This window comes from Aminobacter carboxidus, assembly GCF_014863355.1.
Classification (GTDB): Bacteria; Pseudomonadota; Alphaproteobacteria; order Rhizobiales; family Rhizobiaceae; genus Aminobacter; species Aminobacter carboxidus.
In genome coordinates, this window is sequence record NZ_JACZEP010000001.1 from 360,107 (window position 1) to 381,832 (window position 21,726).

The following is a 21,726-nucleotide window of genomic DNA, read 5'->3' on the forward strand; positions in this document are numbered from 1 at the left end:
TCCCGCCAGCCGGTAACAAAGGTTAACCGGGACCGTGGCCGCAATATGGCCGTTGGCATTTTGCCGGCTTGGCTTCCCCTGGGTCAGGCTGGACAATCCCTGCATTGCGCCCAAAATGACCTGACAAGATCTGGGAGGATCCACATGCTCGGACTGATGCAGGAGTGGCCGCTGCTGTGCCACAAGATCATTGACCATGCCGCTCGGCAGCATCCGAACCGGGAGATCGTGTCGCGGTCGATCGAGGGGCCTATAGTCCGCACCAACTATCTCGAGTTGCGCACACGCTCGCTCCAGGTAGCCCAGCGGCTCGAGCGCGACGGCTACAAGCTCGGCGATCGCATCGCCACGCTTGCCTGGAACTCAGCGCGCCACATGGAGGCCTGGTACGGCACCATGGGCATGGGTGCTGTCTACCACACGCTCAATCCACGCCTTTTCCCCGAGCAGCTCGTCTGGATCATGAACCACGCGCAGGACCAGGCGCTGTTCGTCGACCTGACCTTCATGCCACTGGTCGAAAAGATCGCGCCGCTGGTGCCTTCGCTCAAGTGCATCATCGTCTTGACCGATGCCGCGCACTTGCCGCCGACGGCACTGCCGAATGTCGTCGCCTACGAAGAGTGGCTGGCGGAGGCCGACGGTGACTACGCCTGGAAAGCGCTCGCCGAAGATGCCGCAGCCGGCATGTGCTACACTTCTGGCACCACAGGCGACCCCAAAGGTGTCGTCTACAGTCACCGCTCCAACGTGCTCCATGCGATGATCGCGGTGATGCCAGACGCCATGGGCATTTCGGTGCGTGATGTCGTCCTGCCTGTCGTGCCGATGTTCCACGCCAATGCCTGGGGGCTTGCGCAAAGCGTGCCGATGGTGGGCGCCAAGCTGGTCATGCCAGGTGGCAAGATGGATGGCGCGTCGATCTACGAACTGCTCGATAGCGAACGTGTCACCTTCACCGCGGCCGTGCCGACCGTCTGGCTGATGTTGCTGCAGCACCTGGAGGAAACCGGCAAGAACCTGCCGCATCTCAACAAGGTGGTGATCGGCGGATCGGCCTGCCCGCGGATGGTGACGGAGAAGTTCGAGCGCAACTATGGTGTCGAGGTCATTCATGCCTGGGGCATGACGGAAATGTCGCCGCTCGGCACGTTGTGCACCATCAAGCCCGAATATGACGACCTCGAGGGCGACGCCCGACTGAACATCCAGCAGAAGCAGGGCTACACGCCGTTCGGCGTCGAGATGAAGATTACCGACGACGACAACAAGGAGCTGCCCTGGGATGGCAAGACGTTTGGCCGCCTCAAGGTGCGCGGCCCGGCGGTGTCGGGTTCGTATTTCGGCGGCGCCAGCGCCGAGCAGTTCGATGACGACGAGTGGTTCGACACCGGCGATGTCGCCCATGTCGACGAACATGGCTACATGCAGATCACCGACCGTTCCAAGGACGTCATCAAGTCGGGCGGCGAGTGGATTTCCTCGATCGAACTCGAAAACCTGGCGGTCGGACATCCCGATGTCCAGGAAGCGGCGGTGATCGGGGTCAGGCACTCGCGCTGGGAAGAGCGCCCGCTGATGGTGATCGTGCGCAAGCAAGGCAAGGAGCCCGAAAAGTCCGACATACTGGCGTTCCTTGACGGCAAGGTCGCCAAGTGGTGGATGCCCGACGATATCGCCTTCGTCGACGAGATCCCCCATACGGCGACCGGCAAGATCCTGAAGACGGCGCTGCGCGAGAGGTTCAAGGATTATCGCCTGCCGACGGACACGGCCGCGTAAGCAACTTCATGTGCGGGAAGGGGGCACAAGCCGCCTTTCCGCTTCAACCGCCGCAGGAAACCCTCTAGTTTGGCCTGGCAGCGACTTCCGCCGTGGGGACGGCGTGCTGCCATGTCTGCTGGGTTGGTAACGGGGTTCCATGGCTGAGATCCAGACGAGATATCATGAACTGCGCACCACGCGTTCGGCGGGGCTGTCGCGCGGCATGGCGTCGTTTTCGGCAGTTCTGCTGATCACCGCGGTTCTCGGCCATCGCCGCGGCCTGGTCGACACAACGGCCTTTTTCTGGGTGCTCGGCATCGTGGCACTGCTTGCCGCTTTCGCGTTGCTGCTGTCCGGCTTTGCCTTTTCGCGGCTGTGGAAGTTCGGCGATCGCGGCGGGCACGACCTGACCTTCGGTGCCCTGCTGGGATTGGCGGTGCTCGCGCCGTTCGGCTTCGTTGCCTATCAGATCGCCACCTTGCCCATGCTGCGGGACCTCTCGACCGATGTCGACGATCCGCCGGCGCTGACTGCAGCGGCCTCGCTGCGCACGCCCGCCATGAACAGGCTGGAAATCCCATCGGTTGGCGAGCGCACCCTGCAGACCCAGTCCTATCCGCTGGTTGCCGGCCGGCGCTACGACCTGTCGCTCGACCAGGTGCTGCAAAGTGTCTCGACCGTGCTGGCCCGTCAGGGTTGGGAGATCGTGGTGCAGCCGCCGGCCGCCGACAAGGCCGCGGGCGAAGTCGACATCGAAGCTGTCGCGCGGACCTTCATCCTCGCCTTGCCCTCCGACGTGGCGATCCGGCTGGTGGATGATGGCGATTCGACATTCGTCGACATGCGTTCTGCCTCGCGCTACGGGCGGCACGACCTCGGCGAAAACGCGGGGCGGATTACCGGTTTCCTTGCTGAGCTTGATCAGGAAATTGCCAACCAAGCCGGAACCGCGACGACGGCGACGCCCGAGCCGTAGCTTACGTCGCCGGCGAATAGACGCTGTCGATCGCCGGGGCCTCGTTGCTGACGGCCTCGCCGCGTCCGACAAGGTCCTCGAGATGGGCGAGCACTGAAAGCCCGGCTGCGCCATAGAGCCTGGGATCGGTGTTGCGGTAGATGGCGCGCACGATATCGGGAATTGACCTGTCGCCTGCCACCAGGCGTTCGAGGATTGCGGCTTCGCGCATCTGGCGGTGGCCTTTCAGGCCGCGCACGAATGCCTGTGGCGAAACGACCGGGCCGCCATGGCCGGGCAGATAGGTGCGGTCGTCGCGCGCGATGAGCTTGTCGAGCGACGCCATGTAATCCGACATCGCGCCATCAGGCGGCGCCACGATTGAAGTCGACCAGGCCATGACATGGTCGGCGGAGAACAGGATGCCGCTGCCTTCAAGCGCGAAGGCGGCATGGTTCGCTGCGTGGCCCGGGGTCAACACCGCACCCATGCGCCAGCCGTCGCCATCGACGACCTGGCCGTCGGCGATAATGAGGTCAGGCATGAAGTCGGTGTCGCTGCTCGCATCGAGCGGGGCGACTTCGCCGATGCGTAATGGGCGTGCCGAGCGGTGCGGTCCTTCGGCAACAGTCACCGCACCGGTCAGCGCTTTCAGGCGGGCTGCAAGCGGCGAGTGGTCACGATGGGTGTGGCTGACGAAAATATGGCTGACCGGACGGCCTGCAATGGCGCGAACAAGCGCTTGGAGATGCGTGTCGTCGTCTGGTCCCGGATCGAGCACCGCCAGTGTGTCCGTGCCGATGATGTAGCTGTTGGTGCCGTGGAAGGTGAACGCGCTTGGATTGTTGGCGGTAATCCGCACAACGCCGTCAGCGACAGCAACAGTCTGGCCGTAGGCGGGGTCGAAGCTTGTGTCGAAATCGAGAGACATGGCCAGCCGATATCTGTGGGTTCGAGATGCCCTGGGCAAATTCGTTTGCCGCTTAGCATGGAAGACAATATAGGGAAAACCATGACTACAGCGCCGCGCGTCCACGCGCAAAGGACGCTGTAGAGGTTTAGATCGATGCATGATCCCTAGCGAAAATCGATCTCGATTTTCGGGGGGGCATGCAAAGCGTGCCTCGGCGCGCATACCACAAGGGGATTTACATGGCCGCTGCAACCAGTTCCACCGCGCTCATCTCCGCGGCATTGCCTGAAAAGGGCGCGACGCGCCTGGCGACCCAGCTCTTGCTGGCCGTTGCGGGCTCGCTGCTGCTCATCGCTTCGGCCAAGACCAAGGTCGTGCTCGGACCGGTCGACATGTCGCTGCAGACGCTGGCCGTGCTCGGCATCGGCGCGGCCTATGGCCTGCGACTCGGCGTGGCGACGCTGCTGCTCTACATGGCGCAGGGCGCCATGGGCTATCCGGTGTTCCAGAGCACGCCTGAAAAGGGCATCGGCCTCGCTTATATGCTTGGCTCGACCGGCGGCTATCTGCTTGGCTTCGTTGCCATGGCGGCAATCGTCGGCTGGGCCGTCGACCGCGGCTGGGGCCGCAGCATCGTCAAGATGCTTGGCGCGATGCTGGTCGCTGAAGTCGTGATGATGGCACTCGGTTTCTCCTGGCTCTCGCTGCTGATCGGCGCCGAGAAGTCCTGGCAGTTCGGCGTCGTGCCGTTCATCGTGCCTGACCTGATCAAGGTGGCGCTGGCGACAGCAGTCGTTCCGGCCATCTGGGCGCTGCTGCCCAAGAAGGGCTGATCGCTTCAATCGGGCGGTGGATTTGCCGAGCGATGGATCTGCTTGGCGATGGATTAATGGGCGCCCCGGCCTTAGAAAGGCCGGGGCGTCTTGCATTTGAAGAGCAGTGAATTCATGACCGTTCTCGTCACCGGCACGGCCGGCTTCATCGGTTTCCATGTCGCCAAGCGGCTGCTTGCTGAAGGCTTTGAAGTCGTCGGCTTCGACAGCGTCACCGACTACTACGATACGTCATTGAAGCGGGGGCGGCTGGAGATACTCGCTGAACATGGCGATTTCCGCTTCATCCAGGCCGATTTGGCCGATGCGGCCGCGGTCAAATCTGCGTTCGAATGTCGGCCGGAAACAGTGATCAACCTCGCGGCACAGGCCGGCGTGCGTTATTCGCTCGACAATCCGCAAGCCTATGTCGACGCCAACGTCACCGGCTTCCTCAACATCCTCGAGAATTGCCGTGCAACGACGCCGAAGCACCTGATCTATGCCTCGTCGAGTTCGGTCTATGGCGGCAACAAGAAGCAGCCCTATTCGCCACGCGACGGCGTCGACCATCCGGTCAGCCTTTACGCCGCCACCAAGAAGGCCAACGAGCTGATGGCGCACACCTACAGCCATCTGTTTGGCGTGCCGGCGACCGGCCTGCGCTTCTTCACGGTCTACGGGCCGCTGGGCCGGCCTGACATGGCCTACTACAAGTTCACCCGCGCCATCTTCGCCGGCGAGACCATCGACATCTACAACAATGGCGATATGTACCGAGACTTCACCTACATCGACGACATCGTCGAAGGCATCGTACGCCTGATCGACCTGCCGCCGAAGGCCGATCCCGGCTACGACATCGCCGCCGGTGGCGCCTCGGGCAGCTGGGCGCCGCACCGCGTCATGAACATCGGCAATCGCCGCAAGGAGCATCTGATGGAGATGATCCGCATTCTCGAGCGCGCGACCGGCCGCGAGGCGGTGAAGAACTTCATGCCGCTGCAGCCGGGCGACGTGCTCAGCACCTGGGCCGACGTCAGCGACCTTGAAGCACTTATCGGCGAGCTTCCGCACACGCCGATCGAGGACGGGCTTGTCCGCTTCGTCGACTGGTACGGCAGGTACCACCGCGTCCAGTAACGAGGCGACGGCTCAGGCATATTGACCTCTTGTGGTGATGCTGTCTGCCGCGTCGGAAATGGCGTGGCAGAACGGCACTGTCCATTGTTCGAACCGACCACAGCAGGCCTCCCTGCCGCCGCCAAAGTGGTGCCTCTTCCCAAGCACAAATTTCGCGTCAAGAGCAGGGGCGTGACCGCGCCATGGAATTGCATTCCAGAAGACGTGAAAGACGGGCAAAAAACTGACTGTGCTGGCGGCGCATTTTGGTCGTCGGCTGCTTGCGACACAGCTAATTTGTGAGACACTGCAGCCAATCGGTCGTTTCGGCTCAAAAACCGCGGCCAAGGAACGATTTCCGAAGGCTTTTCAATGCTTGCCAGATTGACTCACCTGGACCGTCTCGAGGCGGAGGCGATCCACATCTTCCGTGAGGTCGCCGCCACTTTCACCAAGCCCGTGATGCTCTATTCCGTGGGAAAGGACTCCTCGGTGCTGCTGCATCTGGCAATGAAGGCCTTCTATCCCGCCAAGCCGCCATTCCCGTTCCTCCATGTCGACACGACGTGGAAGTTCCGCGAAATGATCGAGTTTCGCGACACCATGGCGCGTGAGCTCGGCTTCGACCTGCTCGTCCACGTCAATCCGGATGGTGTCCGCGACAACATCAATCCGTTCGACCATGGCTCAAACACCCATACCCATGTGATGAAGACCGTTGGCCTGCGCCAGGCGCTCGACAAATACGGCTTCGACGCAGCCTTCGGCGGCGCCCGCCGCGACGAGGAGAAGTCGCGCGCCAAGGAACGCATCTTCTCCTTTCGCAACGCCCAGCATGCCTGGGATCCGAAGAACCAGCGCCCGGAAATGTGGAAGATCTTCAACACCCGCGTCGCCCAGGGTGAATCGATCCGCGTCTTCCCGCTGTCCAATTGGACCGAGCTCGATATCTGGCAATACATCCTGCAGGAAAACATCCCCATCGTGCCGCTCTATTTCGCCAAGCATCGGCCGGTGGTCGAGCGCGACGGCATGCTGATCCTGCGCGATGACGACCGCATGAAGCTCAAGCCGGGCGAGGTGGTGGAAAACAAGCTCGTGCGTTTCCGCACGCTGGGCTGCTACCCGCTGACTGGTGCCATCGAATCCGACGCCGACAGTCTTGAGGGCATCGTCAGCGAGATGCTGACCGCCCGCACGTCCGAGCGGCAGGGACGCCTCATCGACCGCGACGAAGCCGGATCGATGGAAAAGAAGAAGCGCGAAGGGTATTTCTGAGAATGCGCCACGCCATGGCCACCAAGATTGAGGCCGCCGAAAGCGTCCGCGAGTACCTCGCCGGCCAGGAGCAGAAATCGCTCCTGCGCTTTCTGACCTGCGGCTCGGTCGATGACGGCAAGTCGACGCTGATCGGCCGTCTTCTGTCCGATACCAAGCAGATCTTCGAGGACCAGCTCGCCGCACTCGAGCGCGACTCGCGCAAGCACGGCACGACGGGCGAGGACGTCGATTTCGCGCTTCTGGTCGACGGGCTGGAGGCCGAGCGCGAGCAGGGCATCACCATCGATGTCGCCTACCGTTTCTTCGCCACGCCCAAGCGCAAGTTCATCGTTGCCGACACCCCCGGCCATGAGCAGTACACCCGCAACATGGCGACTGGCGCCTCGACGGCCGATCTCGCCATTGTTCTTGTCGACGCACGCCAGGGCGTGCTGCGTCAGACGCGGCGGCATTCGATCATCGCCTCGCTGCTCGGCATCAGGAACATCGTCGTTGCGATCAACAAGATCGACCTGGTCGGCTTCGATCAGGGCGTCTTCGAACGCATCACGGCTGAATATGCGACCTTTGCCGAAAGCCTCGGCTTCAAGTCGATCGTGCCGATCCCGATGTCGGCGCGCTTCGGCGACAACGTCACGCGGCGTTCGGACAAGATGGGCTGGTACTCCGGCCCGACCCTCATCGAGCACCTCGAGACCGTGGTGGTCGAAGAAGAGGCGGTCGCACAGCCGTTCCGCTTCCCGGTGCAATATGTCAATCGGCCCAATCTGGACTTCCGCGGCTTTGCCGGCACCGTCGCTTCGGGGTCGATCTCGCAGGGCGACGAGGTCATCGTCGCAAAATCGGGCAAGCCTTCCACGGTCAAGCGCATCGTCGCCCATGGCGGCGATCTGCGCAGCGCGGTCGCTGGCCAGGCGGTCACGCTTGTTCTCGACGACGAAGTCGAGATTTCACGCGGCAACGTGCTGGTGACGCCGGATGCCCGTCCGCATGTCGCCGATCAGTTCGCCGCCAATGTCGTCTGGTTCGACGAAGCGGCACTGCTGCCGGGCCGCTCCTATATCCTGCGCACCGAGACGGACCAGGCGAGCGCAACGGTCACGGACCTCCAGTACCGCGTCAACGTCAACGATTTCGCCCATGAAGCGGCGAGGGCGCTTGAGATGAACGAGGTCGGCGTTTGCAACATCTCGACCCAGTCGCCGGTGGCGTTCGACAATTTCGCCGACAACCGCACGACCGGCGCCTTCATTCTGATTGATCGCATCACCAACGCCACCGTTGGTGCCGGCATGATCCTGAACCCACTGCGCCGGGCCGGGAACATTCACTGGCAGTCGCTCGACGTGACCCGCAAGGCGCGTGCTGAACTGAAGAACCAGCGCCCCTCGGTGCTGTGGTTCACCGGCCTGTCCGGTTCGGGAAAGTCCACCGTCGCCAACATGCTGGAAAAGAAGCTGCACGCGGCCGGCCGCCACACCTACATCCTCGACGGCGACAACGTTCGCCACGGCCTCAACCGCGACCTCGGCTTTACCGACGAGGATCGCGTCGAAAACATCCGTCGCGTGGCCGAAGTCGCCAAGCTGATGGCCGATGCCGGCCTGATCGTCATCGTTTCCTTCATCTCGCCTTTCCGCGCCGAGCGGCGCATGGCGCGCGAACTGATGGGGCAGGGCGAGTTCGTCGAGGTCTTCGTCGATACGCCTTTCGAGGAATGCGCCAAGCGCGATCCGAAGGGGCTGTATGCTCGTGCGCTCGCCGGCGCGATAAAGAACTTCACCGGTGTCGATTCGCCCTATGAAACGCCGGAGAATCCTGAGATTCATCTCCAGACACTCGGCAAGACCCCTGAAGAGATGGTCGAGACCGTCGAGACCTGGCTGAATGGGCGAGACATTGCAGAGCATCAATATGACGACGGTGGCGGCATCTGACGAAGCCATACTCGCACTGTTCGAACGCTTGGCGGTCGAAGCCGGGCAGGCGATCATGGAGGTCTACAATTCGGAGATCACGGTGACGGACAAGGCGGATGCCTCGCCCGTCACGCAGGCCGACAGGGCTGCGGAGAAGATCATCCTCGAAGGATTGCGAACAGCCTTTCCCGAGGTGCCTTGCGTTGCCGAGGAAGAGACTTCCGAAGGCGTCATCGCGCCGGATCTCGGGCGCGCGTTCTTCGTCATCGATCCGCTCGATGGAACCAAGGAATTCGTCAAGCGCCGCACCGACTTCACCGTCAACATCGCGCTGGTTCGTGACGGAGCTCCCGAAATCGGCGTCGTCTACGCACCCTGTACTGGCCGCTTCTTTGCCGGCAGGCCGGGAAAGGCCGAAGCTTATGAGATCACCGAAGGCAAGGCTTCCGGGCGCCGCCAGATCCACGTGCGCGATGGACGCGAGCCGCTGACCATCGTTGCCAGCCGTTCGCACCTGACCCCGGAGACGGAAGCCTTCATCAAACGGGTTCATGCCGCCGAGATCGTCTCGGTCGGGTCGTCGTTGAAGTTCTGCCTGCTCGCCTCGGGCGAGGCTGATATCTATCCACGCTTCGGCAGGACGATGGAGTGGGATACGGCGGCGGGTGATGCAGTGCTGCGCGCCGCGGGTGGAATCACGCACACGCTCGATGGCGAGCCGCTGCTCTATGGCAAGCGCAACCAGGCCAACGATGCGGATTTTGCCAATCCGCATTTCGTGTCGAGCGGCCGGATCATCGACCCGGCCTTCATGTACTGAACTGAAAGTGGTGCCTACTCGGCCGCGATCTTGGCCGAGTTGGAGCCGACATAGTTGCGGATCGTCGAAATGATCCGGTCCTGGTCGGCTTCGCTGAGATAGGGGTGCATCGGCAGGCACAGGATGGTGCCCGGCACCGCATCCGAAACCGGCAGACCGCCCGTCACGAGCGGATAGTCGCGATAAGCGACCTGCACATGCAGCGGCTTGACGTAGTAGATGACAGACGGAATGCCCTCAGCCTGCAGATGTGCCTTCAGTCCGTCGCGGTCGGCGGTCTCGATGGCATATTGTGCCCAGGCCGAGCGGCCGCCTTCTGGCGCGCGCGAGGCCTTCACCACATCGCCGAGGCCATCGGCATAACGCTTGGCGACGCGCGCACGCGCCTCCATCTCGTCTTCCAGGATGGCCAGCTTTTCGATCAGGATCGCCGCCTGCAGCGTATCGAGGCGCGAGTTCAGGCCGACATGGATATTGTCGTACTGGGTTTCGCCCTTGCCGTGGAAGGCGAAGGAACGCAGCTTCTGAGCGAACTCGTCGTCATTGGTGAACATCGCGCCGCCGTCGCCGTAGCAGCCGAGCGGCTTGGCCGGGTAGAAGCTGGTGGCCGCGACATGGCCATAGGCGCCGCACATCTTGCCGTCCTGCGAGCCGCCGATCGACTGGGCGGCATCTTCGATCACCAGCAGGTTCTCACGCTTGGCGATGGCGTCGATGGCTGCATAGTCAGCCGCGATGCCGAACAGGTCGACCGGGATGATCGCCTTCGGCTTCAGGCGGCCTTCGGCCTTGATCATGGCGATCGCGGCTTCGAGGCTTTCGATCGAGATGTTGTAGGTGTCCGGCTCGATGTCGACGAACACCGGCTCGGCCTTGGCAAGCGCCACCACTTCGGCGGTCGCTGCGAAGGTGAAGCTCGGCACGAACACCGCATCACCCGGGCCAATGCCGGAGGCGAGCAGCGGCAGCAGAAGTGCGTCGGTGCCGTTGGCGCAGGCAACCACATGCTTGACGCCGACATACTTGGCGAGCTGGTTCTCGAATTCGGTGACTTCCGGACCGAGGATATAGCGTCCTTCGTCGACAACCTTGTCGATAGCCGCCTTCAGACGGTCGCGGATTCGTTCGCGCTGTGCGCCGAGATCGATGAACTGCATTCTGGCCCCAAAACCCAATCGTTTCTTCGCGCCGCTGATAGCAGAGTTGCCGGGGGCGAAAAAGCCGAGCACCCTGCGGCATGCATGGCGCGCCGGCAGTTCTTGTTACTTTCGGTTGCAGCATTTTCGCGCCGAAAATGGCGGAAAACAGGGTTTTCTCTACCGATGCGGCTAAGCCGGCTTGGCGATGCGAAACATAAAGTGATCGATGAAACCGCCGGAAAACGGCTGATTCAAGCCAGTTCGCGCCGCCAGGGCGGGTTTGCTCCGGCCCTCGACACTGTGACGGCCGCAGCCCGCGCACCGAGCAAAAGGGCCGTTTCGATGGCTGATTCCGAAAGCGCAGAGATAGCAGTCTTGGTCAGGGCATTTTGTTCGTGCAGCGAGGCCAGGACGCCGGCGTTGAACGTATCGCCCGCACCGACAGTGTCGACCACGCTCACCCGTTCAGGCGTCACCGAAACTTTGTGCTGGGTACTGTAGGCGGTTGCACCCTTGCTGCCCTTGGTCACGATCACCAGCTTCGGGCCCTTGCCCAGCCAGTCGGCCGCGGTTTCGTCATGGCTGCCTGTTTCGCCGAACCAGGCCAGGTCCTCGTCCGAAAGCTTGACGATGTCGGCCATGGCAAGCATGCGGCGCATGCGTCCAAGGTGCGCCTGCTTGTCCTGAATGAACCCCGGCCGGATGTTGGGGTCGAACATCATAACGCGCTGTTGGTGCTCGCGCTTCATCAGCGCCTCATAGGCCGAGCCGCAGGGTTCGGGGATGAGGCTGATTGCGCCGAACAGCATGGCATCGATGTCGTTGCCGAGTGTCGGCAAGTCGGCCTCGGTGAGCATGCGGCCGGCGGTGTTTTCGTCATAGAAGGTGTAGGTGGCGTGGCCGTTGTCGAGCCGGACGAAGGCCAGCGTCGTCGGGCGACCCGAGAGATTGGCATAGCGCGAGCCGACATTGCTCGCCGCCAGCACGTCGCGGACCTGCTGGCCAAACAGATCGGACGACAGGCCGGAGAAGAATTCCGTTGGTATCCCCAGACGACCAAGCGCGATCGCCGAGTTGAAGATAGCGCCGCCGGCATAGGGGGCAAAGGCAGGTTCGCCATCAGGACTTTGCCGTGGCAGCATATCGATGAGCGCTTCGCCGCAGCACAGGATCATGGCTTGCCGGTTCCCTTTGGATAGATGACGCCCTTGCGGACGATGACATTGGCGTAGAGCCTTGGCTCGCTGGTGGCAATGATGGTGTGGGCCGCCTTGACGCGGCTGTAGAAGGCATCGCCGGCGAGCGGCACGACCGTGAAGCCGGGCGCGCGATAAGCGCAGACCTCGTCGATTTCGGCATGGACCGTATCGGACACGGCGGGATCGCCCTTGACCGAGGAGCGGAAAATCGCCTGCGGCACAAAATCGTCGAGCGGCAGCACCTGCAGTACGGCGTCCAGCACCGGGATCAGGTCGAGCCCGTCGGCGCGGACGACGCGGCGTCCATGCTCGAGCGCAGGATAGTTGCCGTCGACGATGGCGATCTCGTCGCCATGGCCCATCGCGCGCAACGTGGACAGCAGGTCCGGCCCAAGCAAGGGAGGGATGTTGATGAGCACGATCAGACCCCTCTCGACGGTGCGGTCGAGCCGATGAGGAAGCGCTCGGACAGCGGCAGGCTGGCTCCGCCCATCGCGCGCGCATGGATGCCTACTGTGCCTTCGCGGACAAACGGAATACGCAGGCCCTCGATGTCGATCTTGCCGATCGCTGTTTGCACGGCTTCGACCAGACGGGCACGGATCGCGGGCGGCATCCATCCATCGATAACAGCGCATTCGAAATCGATGACCGAGGCCGACGCCACGATGGCGTAGGCGAGCGCGTCCGAGGCGGTCGCAATCCAGCTGTCGAGATCGGATCCGAGATCGTGCCATTCCTCGGGCGAGGTCCAGAGATAGGGCGCCTCGATGCCTCTGGCGTTCAGCGATTTTTCGAGCACGGCGAGTGAGGCGACGTCGATGAGCTGGGTCGGCCTGCCGCCCGGGCCCGGCACCGGCATCGAGCCGAGAGCGCCGGCATTGCCGGTCGGCCCGCTATAGAGCCTGCCGTTGAGCACCACGCCGCCGCCGGCAAAGGCGCCTATGTAGAAATAGACGAAGTCGCGTAAGCCGCCGATGTCGCCGAACACCAGTTCGGCGCCGCAGGCCGAGGTGGCATCGTTTTGCAGATAAACTGGGAAGGAAAACAGTGCTTGCAAATCGGCACGGATGTCGTGGTTGCGCCACTCGTCCATGATTTCGCGCGGCGCGCCCGCCGTGTCGACCCAGTTCCAGAGCTCGAAGGGCATGGCGACACCCAGCCCGGCGATCCGCTTGTCCTGATCGCGTGTCAGGCTGGCGCGCATCTGGGCAATGCCGGATCTTACGAATTCGATGGTGTCGCGAGGCGTCGGGTAACCATAGGAGTTCTGCAACATCGCCCGCGTCTTGCCGAGAAAGTCGATGAGCACCAGCTCGGCGCTGCGCCGGCCGACCTTGAGGCCGATGAAGAGGGCGCCTTCCGGATTCAGGGCCATGGGAATGGAAGGCTGGCCGATCTTGCCGCGGATCGGCTCCTGGCGCAGCAAAAGCCCCTCGACCTCAAGTTCGCGCATGATGACGGAGACGGTCTGGGCCGACAGGCCAGTCATCCGTGCGATGTCGGATTTGGCCAACGCGCCACTCTGCCGCACCAGCGACAGCACCAGCCGCTCGTTGTGATCACGCATGCCGCTCTGGTTGGTGCCGCGCAACTGCTGGCTTTCCCCAGCCTCTGGCGAGCCGTGCCTTGAACTCCCGGCCTCCACCGGCTTCCTCCCGTCATTCAGCGGTCTTCCCAGAAGATCCGTTCAGCGGTTTTCTCTGAAGATCCGCAATTTTCTTTTGGGACAGAATGCGGGTCGACCGCAATCCTGTCAATAATAAATAAGAGTGATTTAATTATTGACAGACGATGCCGATTGGTGTTTCGTCAGGGCCGGATACTCGACTGGGAAGAGTGCATGAGTGTCCGGAACGACACCCGCTGACCGGGGTCGCATGGTTTGGTTTTGGGAGGAGTACCCGATGAAATTTTCAGTTCTGAAGACGACTGTCTTTGGTGCGGCCGTTGCCGCACTTGCAAGCATTGCAGCACCTGCATCGGCCGCCGATGTCGGCGCATGCCTGATCACGAAGACCGACACCAATCCCTTCTTCGTCAAGATGAAGGAAGGCGCGACTGCCAAGGCGACTGAACTCGGCGTGACGCTGAAGAGCTATGCCGGCAAGATCGACGGCGACAGTGAAAGCCAGGTCGCGGCGATCGAGACCTGCATCGCCGATGGCGCCAAGGGCATCCTGATCACCGCTTCCGACACCAAGGGCATCGTGCCGGCGGTCAAGAAGGCGCGCGACGCAGGCATCCTGGTCATAGCCCTGGACACCCCGCTCGAGCCGGCCGATTCGGCCGACGCCACCTTCGCCACCGACAATTTGCTTGCCGGCAAGCTGATCGGCCAGTGGGCTGCAGCGACCCTTGGTGACAAGGCCAAGGACGCCAAGATTGCCTTCCTCGACCTGACGCCGTCGCAACCGACGGTCGACGTGCTGCGTGACCAGGGCTTCATGATGGGCTTCGGCATCGACGTGAAGGATGCCAACAAGATCGGCGACGAGGACGATGCGCGCATCGTCGGCCATGACGTCACCAACGGCAATGAAGAAGGTGGCCGCAAGGCGATGGAGAACCTGCTCCAGAAGGATCCCGGCATCACCGTCGTGCACACCATCAACGAGCCTGCCGCTGCCGGCGCCTATGAGGCGCTCAAGGCTGTCGGCATGGAGAAGAACGTGCTCATCGTTTCCGTCGACGGCGGCTGCCCGGGCGTCAAGAATGTCCAGGACGGCGTCATCGGCGCAACCTCGCAGCAATACCCGCTGATGATGGCGGCACTCGGCATCGAGGCGATCAAGAAGTTCGCCGATAGCGGCGAGAAGCCCAAGCCGACGGAAGGCAAGGACTTCTTCGACACCGGCGTTTCGCTGGTGACCGACAAGCCGGCCACGGGTGTGGAATCGATCGACGTCAAGACCGGCCTGGAAAAGTGCTGGGGTTGATCTGACCGCCTGACGGCGTGACACTCCTTGCAGACGAAGGGCGGCCCCTTGGTCGCCCTTCCTACAAGGGGGATGTGAAATCCCTGATGGGAGGAAATCGACATGACTGACGCTTCGGCAGATGCCAGGCGGCCGCAGGAGTTCGAGAAGGTTCTCTCGGCCAGCGACACCTCAGTGGCTAGCTTCGACACGCATACGCGGTCTCCAATCGAGAAGATCCAGCATTTCCTGCATTCCAATCCGGCCGCGGTGCCGCTGATCGTGCTGGTTGTCTCGGTCGCGCTTTTCGGCGTGATCATCGGCGGCAAGTTCTTCTCGGCCTTCTCGATGACGCTGATCCTGCAGCAAGTGGCCATCACTGGCATCATCGGCGCGGCCCAGACCCTGGTCATCCTGACCGCCGGCATCGACCTTTCGGTCGGCGCCATCATGGTGCTGTCGTCGGTGGTGATGGGACAGTTCACGTTCCGCTATGGTCTGCCGCCGTCGCTCGCGGTCGTTTGCGGGTTCGCCGTCGGCGCGTTGTGTGGCTGGATCAACGGTGTGCTGGTCTCCTACATGAAGCTGCCACCTTTCATCGTCACGCTCGGCACGTGGCAGATCGTGCTGGCGACGAATTTCCTCTATTCGGCCAACGAGACGATCCGTTCCCAGGATATCGAGGCGCAGGCACCGATCCTGAAATTCTTCGGCGAGAACTTCCGTCTCGGCAATGCTGTGTTCACCTATGGCGTCGTCGCCATGGTGCTGCTCGTGGCGGTCCTGTGGTACATCCTGAACCACACCGCCTGGGGCCGGCATGTCTACGCCATCGGTGACGATCCCGAGGCGGCCCAGCTTTCCGGCGTGCGCGTAAGCAGGGTGCTGATCTCAGTCTATGTCATCTCGGGCCTGATCTGCGCTCTCGGTGGATGGATGCTGATCGGGCGCATCGGCTCGGTGTCGCCGACGGCCGGCCAGTTCGCCAACATCGAATCCATTACCGCGGTGGTGATCGGCGGTATCTCGCTGTTCGGCGGACGTGGCTCGATCCTCGGCATGCTGTTTGGCGCGCTGATCGTCGGCGTCTTCCAGCTTGGCCTCCGCCTCATCGGCACCGATCCGCAGTGGACCTATCTGCTGATCGGCACCCTCATCATCATCGCGGTCGCAATCGACCAGTGGATCAGAAAGGTTGCAGGCTGATGGCTACCGAACCTCTTCTCACCGCGCGCGGTCTGGTCAAGCGATATGGCCGCGTCACCGCCCTCGATCAGGCCGATTTCGACCTCTATCCGGGCGAAATCCTGGCTGTGATCGGCGACAACGGCGCCGGCAAGTCGTCGCTCATCAAGGCGATTTCGGGAGCCATCACCCCTGACGAAGGCGAAATCCGCCTCGAAGGCAAGGTGGTGAACTTCAAGGCGCCGATGGAGGCACGCGACGCCGGCATCGAGACTGTCTACCAGAACCTCGCTCTGTCGCCGGCGCTGTCGATCGCCGACAACATGTTCCTCGGCCGCGAAATCCGGAAGCCCGGCATCATGGGCAACTGGTTCCGCATGCTCGACCGGGGCGCAATGGAGAGGCGGGCCCGCGAAAAGCTGACCGAACTTGGCCTGATGACCATCCAGAACATCAGCCAGGCGGTCGAGACCCTCTCGGGCGGCCAGCGACAGGGCGTGGCGGTGGCGCGTGCCGCGGCGTTCGGCTCGAAGGTCGTGATCATGGACGAGCCGACGGCGGCACTTGGTGTCAAGGAATCGCGTCGCGTGCTCGAACTGATCCTCGACGTGAAGCGCCGTGGCCTGCCGATCGTGCTGATCTCGCACAACATGCCGCATGTCTTCGAGGTCGCCGACCGGATCCATATCCACCGCCTCGGCCGCAGGCTGACGGTCATCGATCCGAAGGAATACACCATGTCGGATGCAGTGGCCTTCATGACCGGAGCCAAGGCACCGCCGGAGGCTGCAATCGCTGCATGACCGGCCGGCACAACTTAAGTCTCCGCGTCGCCGGATGTTGACGCGGAGATTTAAATCGATTGAGATCGCATTTGGAATGGCTAACATGAGTACGGGAGGACTGGTGTCGGCAAGGGAGGTAAGTGAACGGTGGCCGAACAACATGCGAGAGGCGAGATGACCCGCGCAGTGACCCCGAAAATCCCCAAGCCACCCCTTGGCGACACGAGCCCCGAGGCACTGGCTGCCGAAATCCTGAGTGCGCTGAAGTACCGGCTCGGCAAGGACGCCACGGTAGCCACTGACCATGATTGGCTGACCGCATCGATCAAGGTGGTGCGCGACCGCATCGTCGACGAGTGGATCTCCTCGACCAAGGAGGCCTACGACCAGAGCGCCAAGCGGGTTTATTACCTCTCGCTGGAGTTCCTGATCGGCCGGCTGATGCGCGATGCCTTCTCCAATCTCGGCCTGATGGACGCGATGCGTGAAGCGCTTGCCTCGCTCGGCGTCGAGTTCGATATCATTGCCAAGCTGGAGCCTGATGCAGCACTCGGCAATGGCGGTCTCGGCCGGCTCGCCGCCTGCTTCATGGAAAGCATGGCGACCGTCGACATTCCGGCCCACGGCTACGGCATCCGCTATGCCAACGGCATGTTCCGCCAGGAAATCCATGACGGCTGGCAGGTCGAACTACCCGAAACCTGGCTCGAACACGGCAATCCCTGGGAATTCGAGCGCCGCGAGCGCGCTTTCGAGGTCGGCTTCGGCGGTTCCGTCGAATCCGTCACTGCGCCGGATGGCCGGCTTGAACGGCATGTCTGGAAACCCACCGACCGCGTGCTGGCCGTCGCCTACGACACCCCGGTGGTCGGCTGGCGTGGCGCGCGGGTCAATACGCTGCGGCTGTGGTCGGGCATGCCGCTCGACCCGATCCTGCTCGACAAGTTCAATGCCGGCGACCACATCGGTGCGCTTGCCGAAAGCAACAAGGCCGATGCGCTGTCGCGGGTGCTTTACCCCGCCGACTCCCACAAGGCCGGCCAGGAACTGCGGCTGCGGCAGGAATACTTCTTCTCGACTGCCTCGCTGCAGGACATCCTGCAGCGCCACATCAGCAAATATGGCGATCTGCAGTCATTGCCCGACAAGGCGGCGATCCACCTCAACGATACTCATCCCGCAGTCGCCGTTCCCGAACTGATGCGCCTGCTGATGGACGTCCATGGCATGGACTTCGACACGTCCTGGGACATCACCAAGCGGACCTTTGCCTATACCAACCACACGCTGCTACCCGAGGCGCTTGAAAGCTGGCCGGTGCCGCTGTTCGAGCGGCTTTTGCCGCGCCACATGCAGATCGTCTATGCGATCAACGCCGAAGTGCTGCTGGAGGCCCGGGGAACCGGGCGTTTCAGCGGTGAGCAGATCAGCCGCATTTCGCTGATCCAGGAAAATGGCGAGCGCCGCGTTCGCATGGGCAATCTTGCCTTTGCCGGTTCGCACAGCGTCAACGGCGTCTCGGCGCTGCATACCGAGCTGATGAAGGAAACGGTATTTGCCGACCTGCACAGCCTCTATCCCGACCGCATCAACAACAAGACCAACGGCATCACGCCGCGGCGCTGGCTGATCCAGTGCAATCCTGGTTTGACCGGCCTGGCGCGCGAAGCCATCGGCGACCGCTTCCTCGACGACATCGAGGCGATCCGCGAGCTCGACGGTTTTGCCGGCGATGCCGCGTTCCGCGACAAGTTCGCTGCCGTCAAGCGCGCCAACAAGGTGCGGCTGTCGAACCTCGTGGCCGAGCGGCTGGGCATCAAGGTCGATCCGTCGGCGCTGTTCGACATCCAGATCAAGCGCATCCACGAATACAAGCGCCAGCTTCTGAACATCATCGAGGCGGTGGCGCTCTACGACCAGATTCGCTCGCACCCCGAACGCGAATGGATGCCGCGGGTGAAGTTCTTCGGCGGCAAGGCCGCACCCAGCTACCACAACGCCAAGCTGATCATCAAACTGGCCAACGACGTCGCCAGGGTGATCAACAGTGATCCCTCCGTGCGCGGGCTGCTGAAGGTCGTCTTCATTCCCAACTACAATGTCAGCGCGGCCGAAATCCTGATGCCGGCAGCCGACCTTTCGGAACAGATTTCGACGGCAGGCATGGAAGCGTCGGGCACTGGCAATATGAAGTTCGCGCTCAACGGTGCACTCACCATCGGCACGCTCGACGGCGCCAATGTCGAGATCAAGGAACATGTCGGCGACGACAACATCTTCATCTTCGGCCTGACCACCGCAGAGGTCGAGCAGCGTCGCAGCGGCGGTTATCAGCCTGCTGCGGTGATCGACGGCTCACCCGAGCTCAAGCAGGCGGTGGCCGCGATTTCCTCAGGCGTGTTTTCGCCCGACGATCCCGGCCGGTATCGCGAACTGATGGACGGGCTGTATCAGCACGACTGGTTCATGGTCGCCGCCGATTTCGATTCTTATGCCGCAGCGCAGCGGCGGGTTGACGATGTCTGGCGCGACAGTCCGGACTGGTACGCGCGTGCCATTCGCAATGTGGCACGCGTCGGCTGGTTCTCTTCCGACCGCACCATCCGCCAATATGCCAAAGAAATCTGGAACGTACCGGCCTGATGTGATTGCATGAACTGACCTCGCCAAAGCAACCCTGGGAGGGGACACCGAAACATGCTGAAGCCCGGCGCGGCCGCCGAAACGAAACCGGAGCTCGACAGAGCCACGGATGGCGATATCGAGGCGATCGCGAATGGCACACATGGCGATCCGTTCGCGGTGCTGGGGCTCCAGCAGTCGGGCAAGGGCTTCCTAGCGCGTTGCTTCGTGCCGCATGCCGAGACGGTGACCGCCCATACGCTTGAGGGAAAGGTTTGCGGCGAGCTTGTGCGCCGCAACGATAACGGCTTCTTCGAAGGCAAGCTCACCATCCGCAAGCGCCAGCCGCTACGCTACCATGCCCGCAATTCAGGCGGCGAGTGGTGGCTCACCGACCCTTACAGCTTCGGCCCGGTGCTAGGGCCGATGGACGACTACTTCATTGGGGAAGGCTCGCATCTCCGGCTGTTCGACAAGATGGGTGCGCATCTGATTTCGCACGAGGGCGTCGATGGCGTCCATTTCGCGGTCTGGGCGCCCAATGCGCATCGCGTCTCGGTGGTTGGTGATTTCAACGACTGGGACGGCCGCCGCCACCCGATGCGGCTGCGCCAGGATACCGGTATCTGGGAAATCTTCGTGCCGGATATCGGTCCGGGTCGCCCCTACAAATTCGAACTGATCGGCGCCCGCGGCGTACGCCTGCCGCTCAAGGCCGACCCCTATGCCATCCGCTCGGAATTCAGGCCGGCGACGGCATCGGTCACCGACCGGCCGCCGGCTCGTGAATGGGGCGACGACAAGCATCGCGCGCATTGGCGAGCCGCCGACCATCGGCGCGAACCGATCAGCATCTACGAGGTGCATGCCGGTTCATGGCAATTGCGCGACGATGGCACCTTCCTGTCGTGGGATGAAATGGCCGACCGGCTGATCCCCTACACGGCGGAGATGGGCTTCACCCATATCGAGTTCCTGCCGATCTCCGAGCATCCGTACGATCCGTCCTGGGGTTATCAGACGACCGGGCTTTATGCGCCGTCGGCCCGGTTCGGCGACCCCGATGGTTTCGCTAGATTTGTCGACGGGGCTCACCGGGCCGGCATCAGCGTGATCCTCGATTGGGTGCCAGCGCATTTTCCTGTCGACGAGCATGGGCTTGCGCATTTCGACGGCACGGCACTTTACGAACATGCCGACCCGCGCCAGGGTTTCCACCCCGACTGGAACACCGCGATCTACAATTTCGGCCGGCGCGAGGTCGTGTCCTTCCTCGTCAACAACGCGCTGTTTTGGGCCGAGAAGTACCATGTCGATGGCCTGCGCGTGGATGCGGTGGCGTCGATGCTCTACCTCGACTACTCGCGCAAGGAAGGCGAGTGGATCCCTAACGAGTTCGGCGGCCGCGAGAACCTGGAGTCGGTGCGTTTCCTGCAGAAGATGAATGCTGCCGTCTATGGAGCGCATCCCGGCGTGATGACGATCGCCGAGGAATCGACCTCGTGGCCCAAGGTGTCGCAGCCGGTGCATGAGGGCGGGCTCGGTTTCGGCTTCAAGTGGAACATGGGCTTCATGCACGACACGCTGGAGTACTTGGCCAAGGAGCCGGTCCACCGCAAGCATCACCACGGCGAGATAACCTTCGGGTTGCTCTACGCCTTCAGCGAGAATTTCGTCCTGCCGCTGTCGCATGACGAGGTGGTGCACGGCAAAGGCACGCTGCTCGGCAAGATGCCCGGCGACGACTGGCAGAAGTTTGCGACGCTGCGCGCCTATTACGGCTTCATGTGGGGCTACCCTGGCAAGAAGCTGCTGTTCATGGGCCAGGAGTTCGCCCAGCGTTCGGAATGGAGTGAGGCGAGGGCTCTGGACTGGAACCTGCTCGACTATGCCCCGCATCGTGGTGTCAAACAGTTGGTGCGCGACCTCAACTATCTCTACCGCTCACGCCCGGCTCTGCATGCACGCGACTGCGAGCCGGAAGGCTTCGAGTGGCTGATCGCCGACGATGCGGCGAATTCGGTCTTTGCCTGGCAACGCAAGGCACCTGGCGGCGCGCCGATCGCAGTCATTTCAAGCTTCACGCCGGTTCTGCGCGACAATTACCGCGTGCCGTTGCCGCAAGCCGGCACCTGGCGGGAAATCTTCAACTCCGACGCGCTCGAATATGGCGGGTCGGGCAAGGGCAACAGCGGCGTGGTCACCGCACGGCCGACGGATGGAGGAGGAGCAGCAGCGACGCTGCTTCTGCCGCCGCTGGCGACGATCATGCTTGAGTTTGTGGCGGACTGA

17 protein-coding genes are annotated in these 21,726 nt (G+C 62.6%); 12 read left to right on the forward strand and 5 right to left on the reverse strand.

Going from position 1 to position 21,726, the window contains the following annotated elements; all coding sequences use genetic code 11:
• The first annotated feature begins 144 nt into the window (after positions 1-144).
• Both IHE39_RS01720 and IHE39_RS01725 read left to right on the forward strand, forming a co-directional pair.
• Positions 145-1,782: a fatty-acid--CoA ligase gene (locus IHE39_RS01720; RefSeq protein ID WP_192565311.1), complete on the forward strand. Its 1,638-nt coding sequence runs from the start codon at positions 145-147 to the stop codon at positions 1,780-1,782.
• Positions 1,783-1,921: 139 nt separating this feature from the next.
• Positions 1,922-2,740, forward strand: a complete 819-nt coding sequence (locus tag IHE39_RS01725; RefSeq protein WP_246470706.1) for a DUF1499 domain-containing protein — start codon at positions 1,922-1,924, stop codon at positions 2,738-2,740.
• Position 2,741: 1 nt separating this feature from the next.
• Here the strand turns inward: IHE39_RS01725 and IHE39_RS01730 are convergent, their stop codons facing one another.
• Entirely contained in the window at positions 2,742-3,650 is a 909-nt protein-coding gene (locus IHE39_RS01730) for an MBL fold metallo-hydrolase (RefSeq protein ID WP_184769363.1), read from the reverse strand.
• Between the two features lie 221 nt (positions 3,651-3,871).
• Here IHE39_RS01730 and IHE39_RS01735 point away from each other — a divergent pair, with 221 nt between their 5' ends.
• The 5 genes from IHE39_RS01735 to cysQ all read left to right on the forward strand — a co-directional run bounded on the left by IHE39_RS01735 (position 3,872) and on the right by cysQ (position 9,586).
• Positions 3,872-4,465, forward strand: coding sequence for a biotin transporter BioY (locus IHE39_RS01735; protein WP_184769362.1), 594 nt, complete (start codon positions 3,872-3,874; stop codon positions 4,463-4,465).
• Positions 4,466-4,579: 114 nt separating this feature from the next.
• A complete protein-coding gene (locus IHE39_RS01740) occupies positions 4,580-5,587 on the forward strand; it encodes an NAD-dependent epimerase (RefSeq protein ID WP_192565312.1) in 1,008 nt (335 codons plus the stop codon).
• A 351-nt stretch (positions 5,588-5,938) separates the two neighbouring features.
• Complete coding sequence (gene cysD, locus IHE39_RS01745; protein ID WP_192565313.1) at positions 5,939-6,844, forward strand: sulfate adenylyltransferase subunit CysD; 906 nt, start codon at positions 5,939-5,941, stop codon at positions 6,842-6,844.
• A 2-nt stretch (positions 6,845-6,846) separates the two neighbouring features.
• Positions 6,847-8,784 (forward strand): sulfate adenylyltransferase subunit CysN, encoded by a 1,938-nt coding sequence (cysN, locus tag IHE39_RS01750; RefSeq protein ID WP_192565314.1) that lies wholly within the window; start codon positions 6,847-6,849, stop codon positions 8,782-8,784.
• Entirely contained in the window at positions 8,735-9,586 is an 852-nt protein-coding gene (gene cysQ / locus IHE39_RS01755; RefSeq protein WP_192565315.1) for a 3'(2'),5'-bisphosphate nucleotidase CysQ, read from the forward strand. The genes cysN and cysQ overlap by 50 nt, the downstream gene beginning before the upstream one ends.
• 14 nt (positions 9,587-9,600) lie before the next feature.
• Here the strand turns inward: cysQ and IHE39_RS01760 are convergent, their stop codons facing one another.
• The 4 genes from IHE39_RS01760 to IHE39_RS01775 form a co-directional block, all read right to left on the reverse strand.
• Positions 9,601-10,743 carry a DegT/DnrJ/EryC1/StrS family aminotransferase gene (locus IHE39_RS01760; RefSeq protein ID WP_192565316.1) on the reverse strand — a complete coding sequence of 381 codons (1,143 nt, stop codon included), beginning with the start codon at positions 10,741-10,743 and terminating at the stop codon, positions 9,601-9,603.
• A 233-nt stretch (positions 10,744-10,976) separates the two neighbouring features.
• Positions 10,977-11,900 carry a carbohydrate kinase family protein gene (locus tag IHE39_RS01765; protein ID WP_192565317.1) on the reverse strand — a complete coding sequence of 308 codons (924 nt, stop codon included), beginning with the start codon at positions 11,898-11,900 and terminating at the stop codon, positions 10,977-10,979.
• Positions 11,897-12,343 (reverse strand): RbsD/FucU domain-containing protein, encoded by a 447-nt coding sequence (locus IHE39_RS01770; RefSeq protein ID WP_192565318.1) that lies wholly within the window; start codon positions 12,341-12,343, stop codon positions 11,897-11,899. The genes IHE39_RS01765 and IHE39_RS01770 overlap by 4 nt, the downstream gene beginning before the upstream one ends.
• Positions 12,344-12,345: 2 nt before the next feature.
• Entirely contained in the window at positions 12,346-13,494 is a 1,149-nt protein-coding gene (locus IHE39_RS01775) for an ROK family transcriptional regulator (RefSeq protein ID WP_246485359.1), read from the reverse strand.
• 337 nt (positions 13,495-13,831) lie between these two features.
• Between IHE39_RS01775 and IHE39_RS01780 the strand changes: the two genes are divergently transcribed.
• The 5 genes from IHE39_RS01780 (at position 13,832) to glgB (ending at position 21,726) form a co-directional block, all read left to right on the forward strand.
• Positions 13,832-14,863 (forward strand): sugar ABC transporter substrate-binding protein, encoded by a 1,032-nt coding sequence (locus IHE39_RS01780; RefSeq protein WP_165915789.1) that lies wholly within the window; start codon positions 13,832-13,834, stop codon positions 14,861-14,863.
• A 102-nt stretch (positions 14,864-14,965) separates the two neighbouring features.
• Complete coding sequence (locus IHE39_RS01785) at positions 14,966-16,048, forward strand: ABC transporter permease (protein WP_184769353.1); 1,083 nt, start codon at positions 14,966-14,968, stop codon at positions 16,046-16,048.
• A complete protein-coding gene (locus IHE39_RS01790) occupies positions 16,048-16,830 on the forward strand; it encodes an ATP-binding cassette domain-containing protein (RefSeq protein ID WP_184769352.1) in 783 nt (260 codons plus the stop codon). The genes IHE39_RS01785 and IHE39_RS01790 overlap by 1 nt, the downstream gene beginning before the upstream one ends.
• A gap of 156 nt (positions 16,831-16,986) precedes the next feature.
• Positions 16,987-19,455, forward strand: a complete 2,469-nt coding sequence (locus IHE39_RS01795) for a glycogen/starch/alpha-glucan phosphorylase (RefSeq protein WP_192565320.1) — start codon at positions 16,987-16,989, stop codon at positions 19,453-19,455.
• A 54-nt stretch (positions 19,456-19,509) separates the two neighbouring features.
• On the forward strand, positions 19,510-21,726 hold the full coding sequence (glgB, locus tag IHE39_RS01800) for a 1,4-alpha-glucan branching protein GlgB (RefSeq protein ID WP_192565321.1): 2,217 nt from the start codon (positions 19,510-19,512) through the stop codon (positions 21,724-21,726).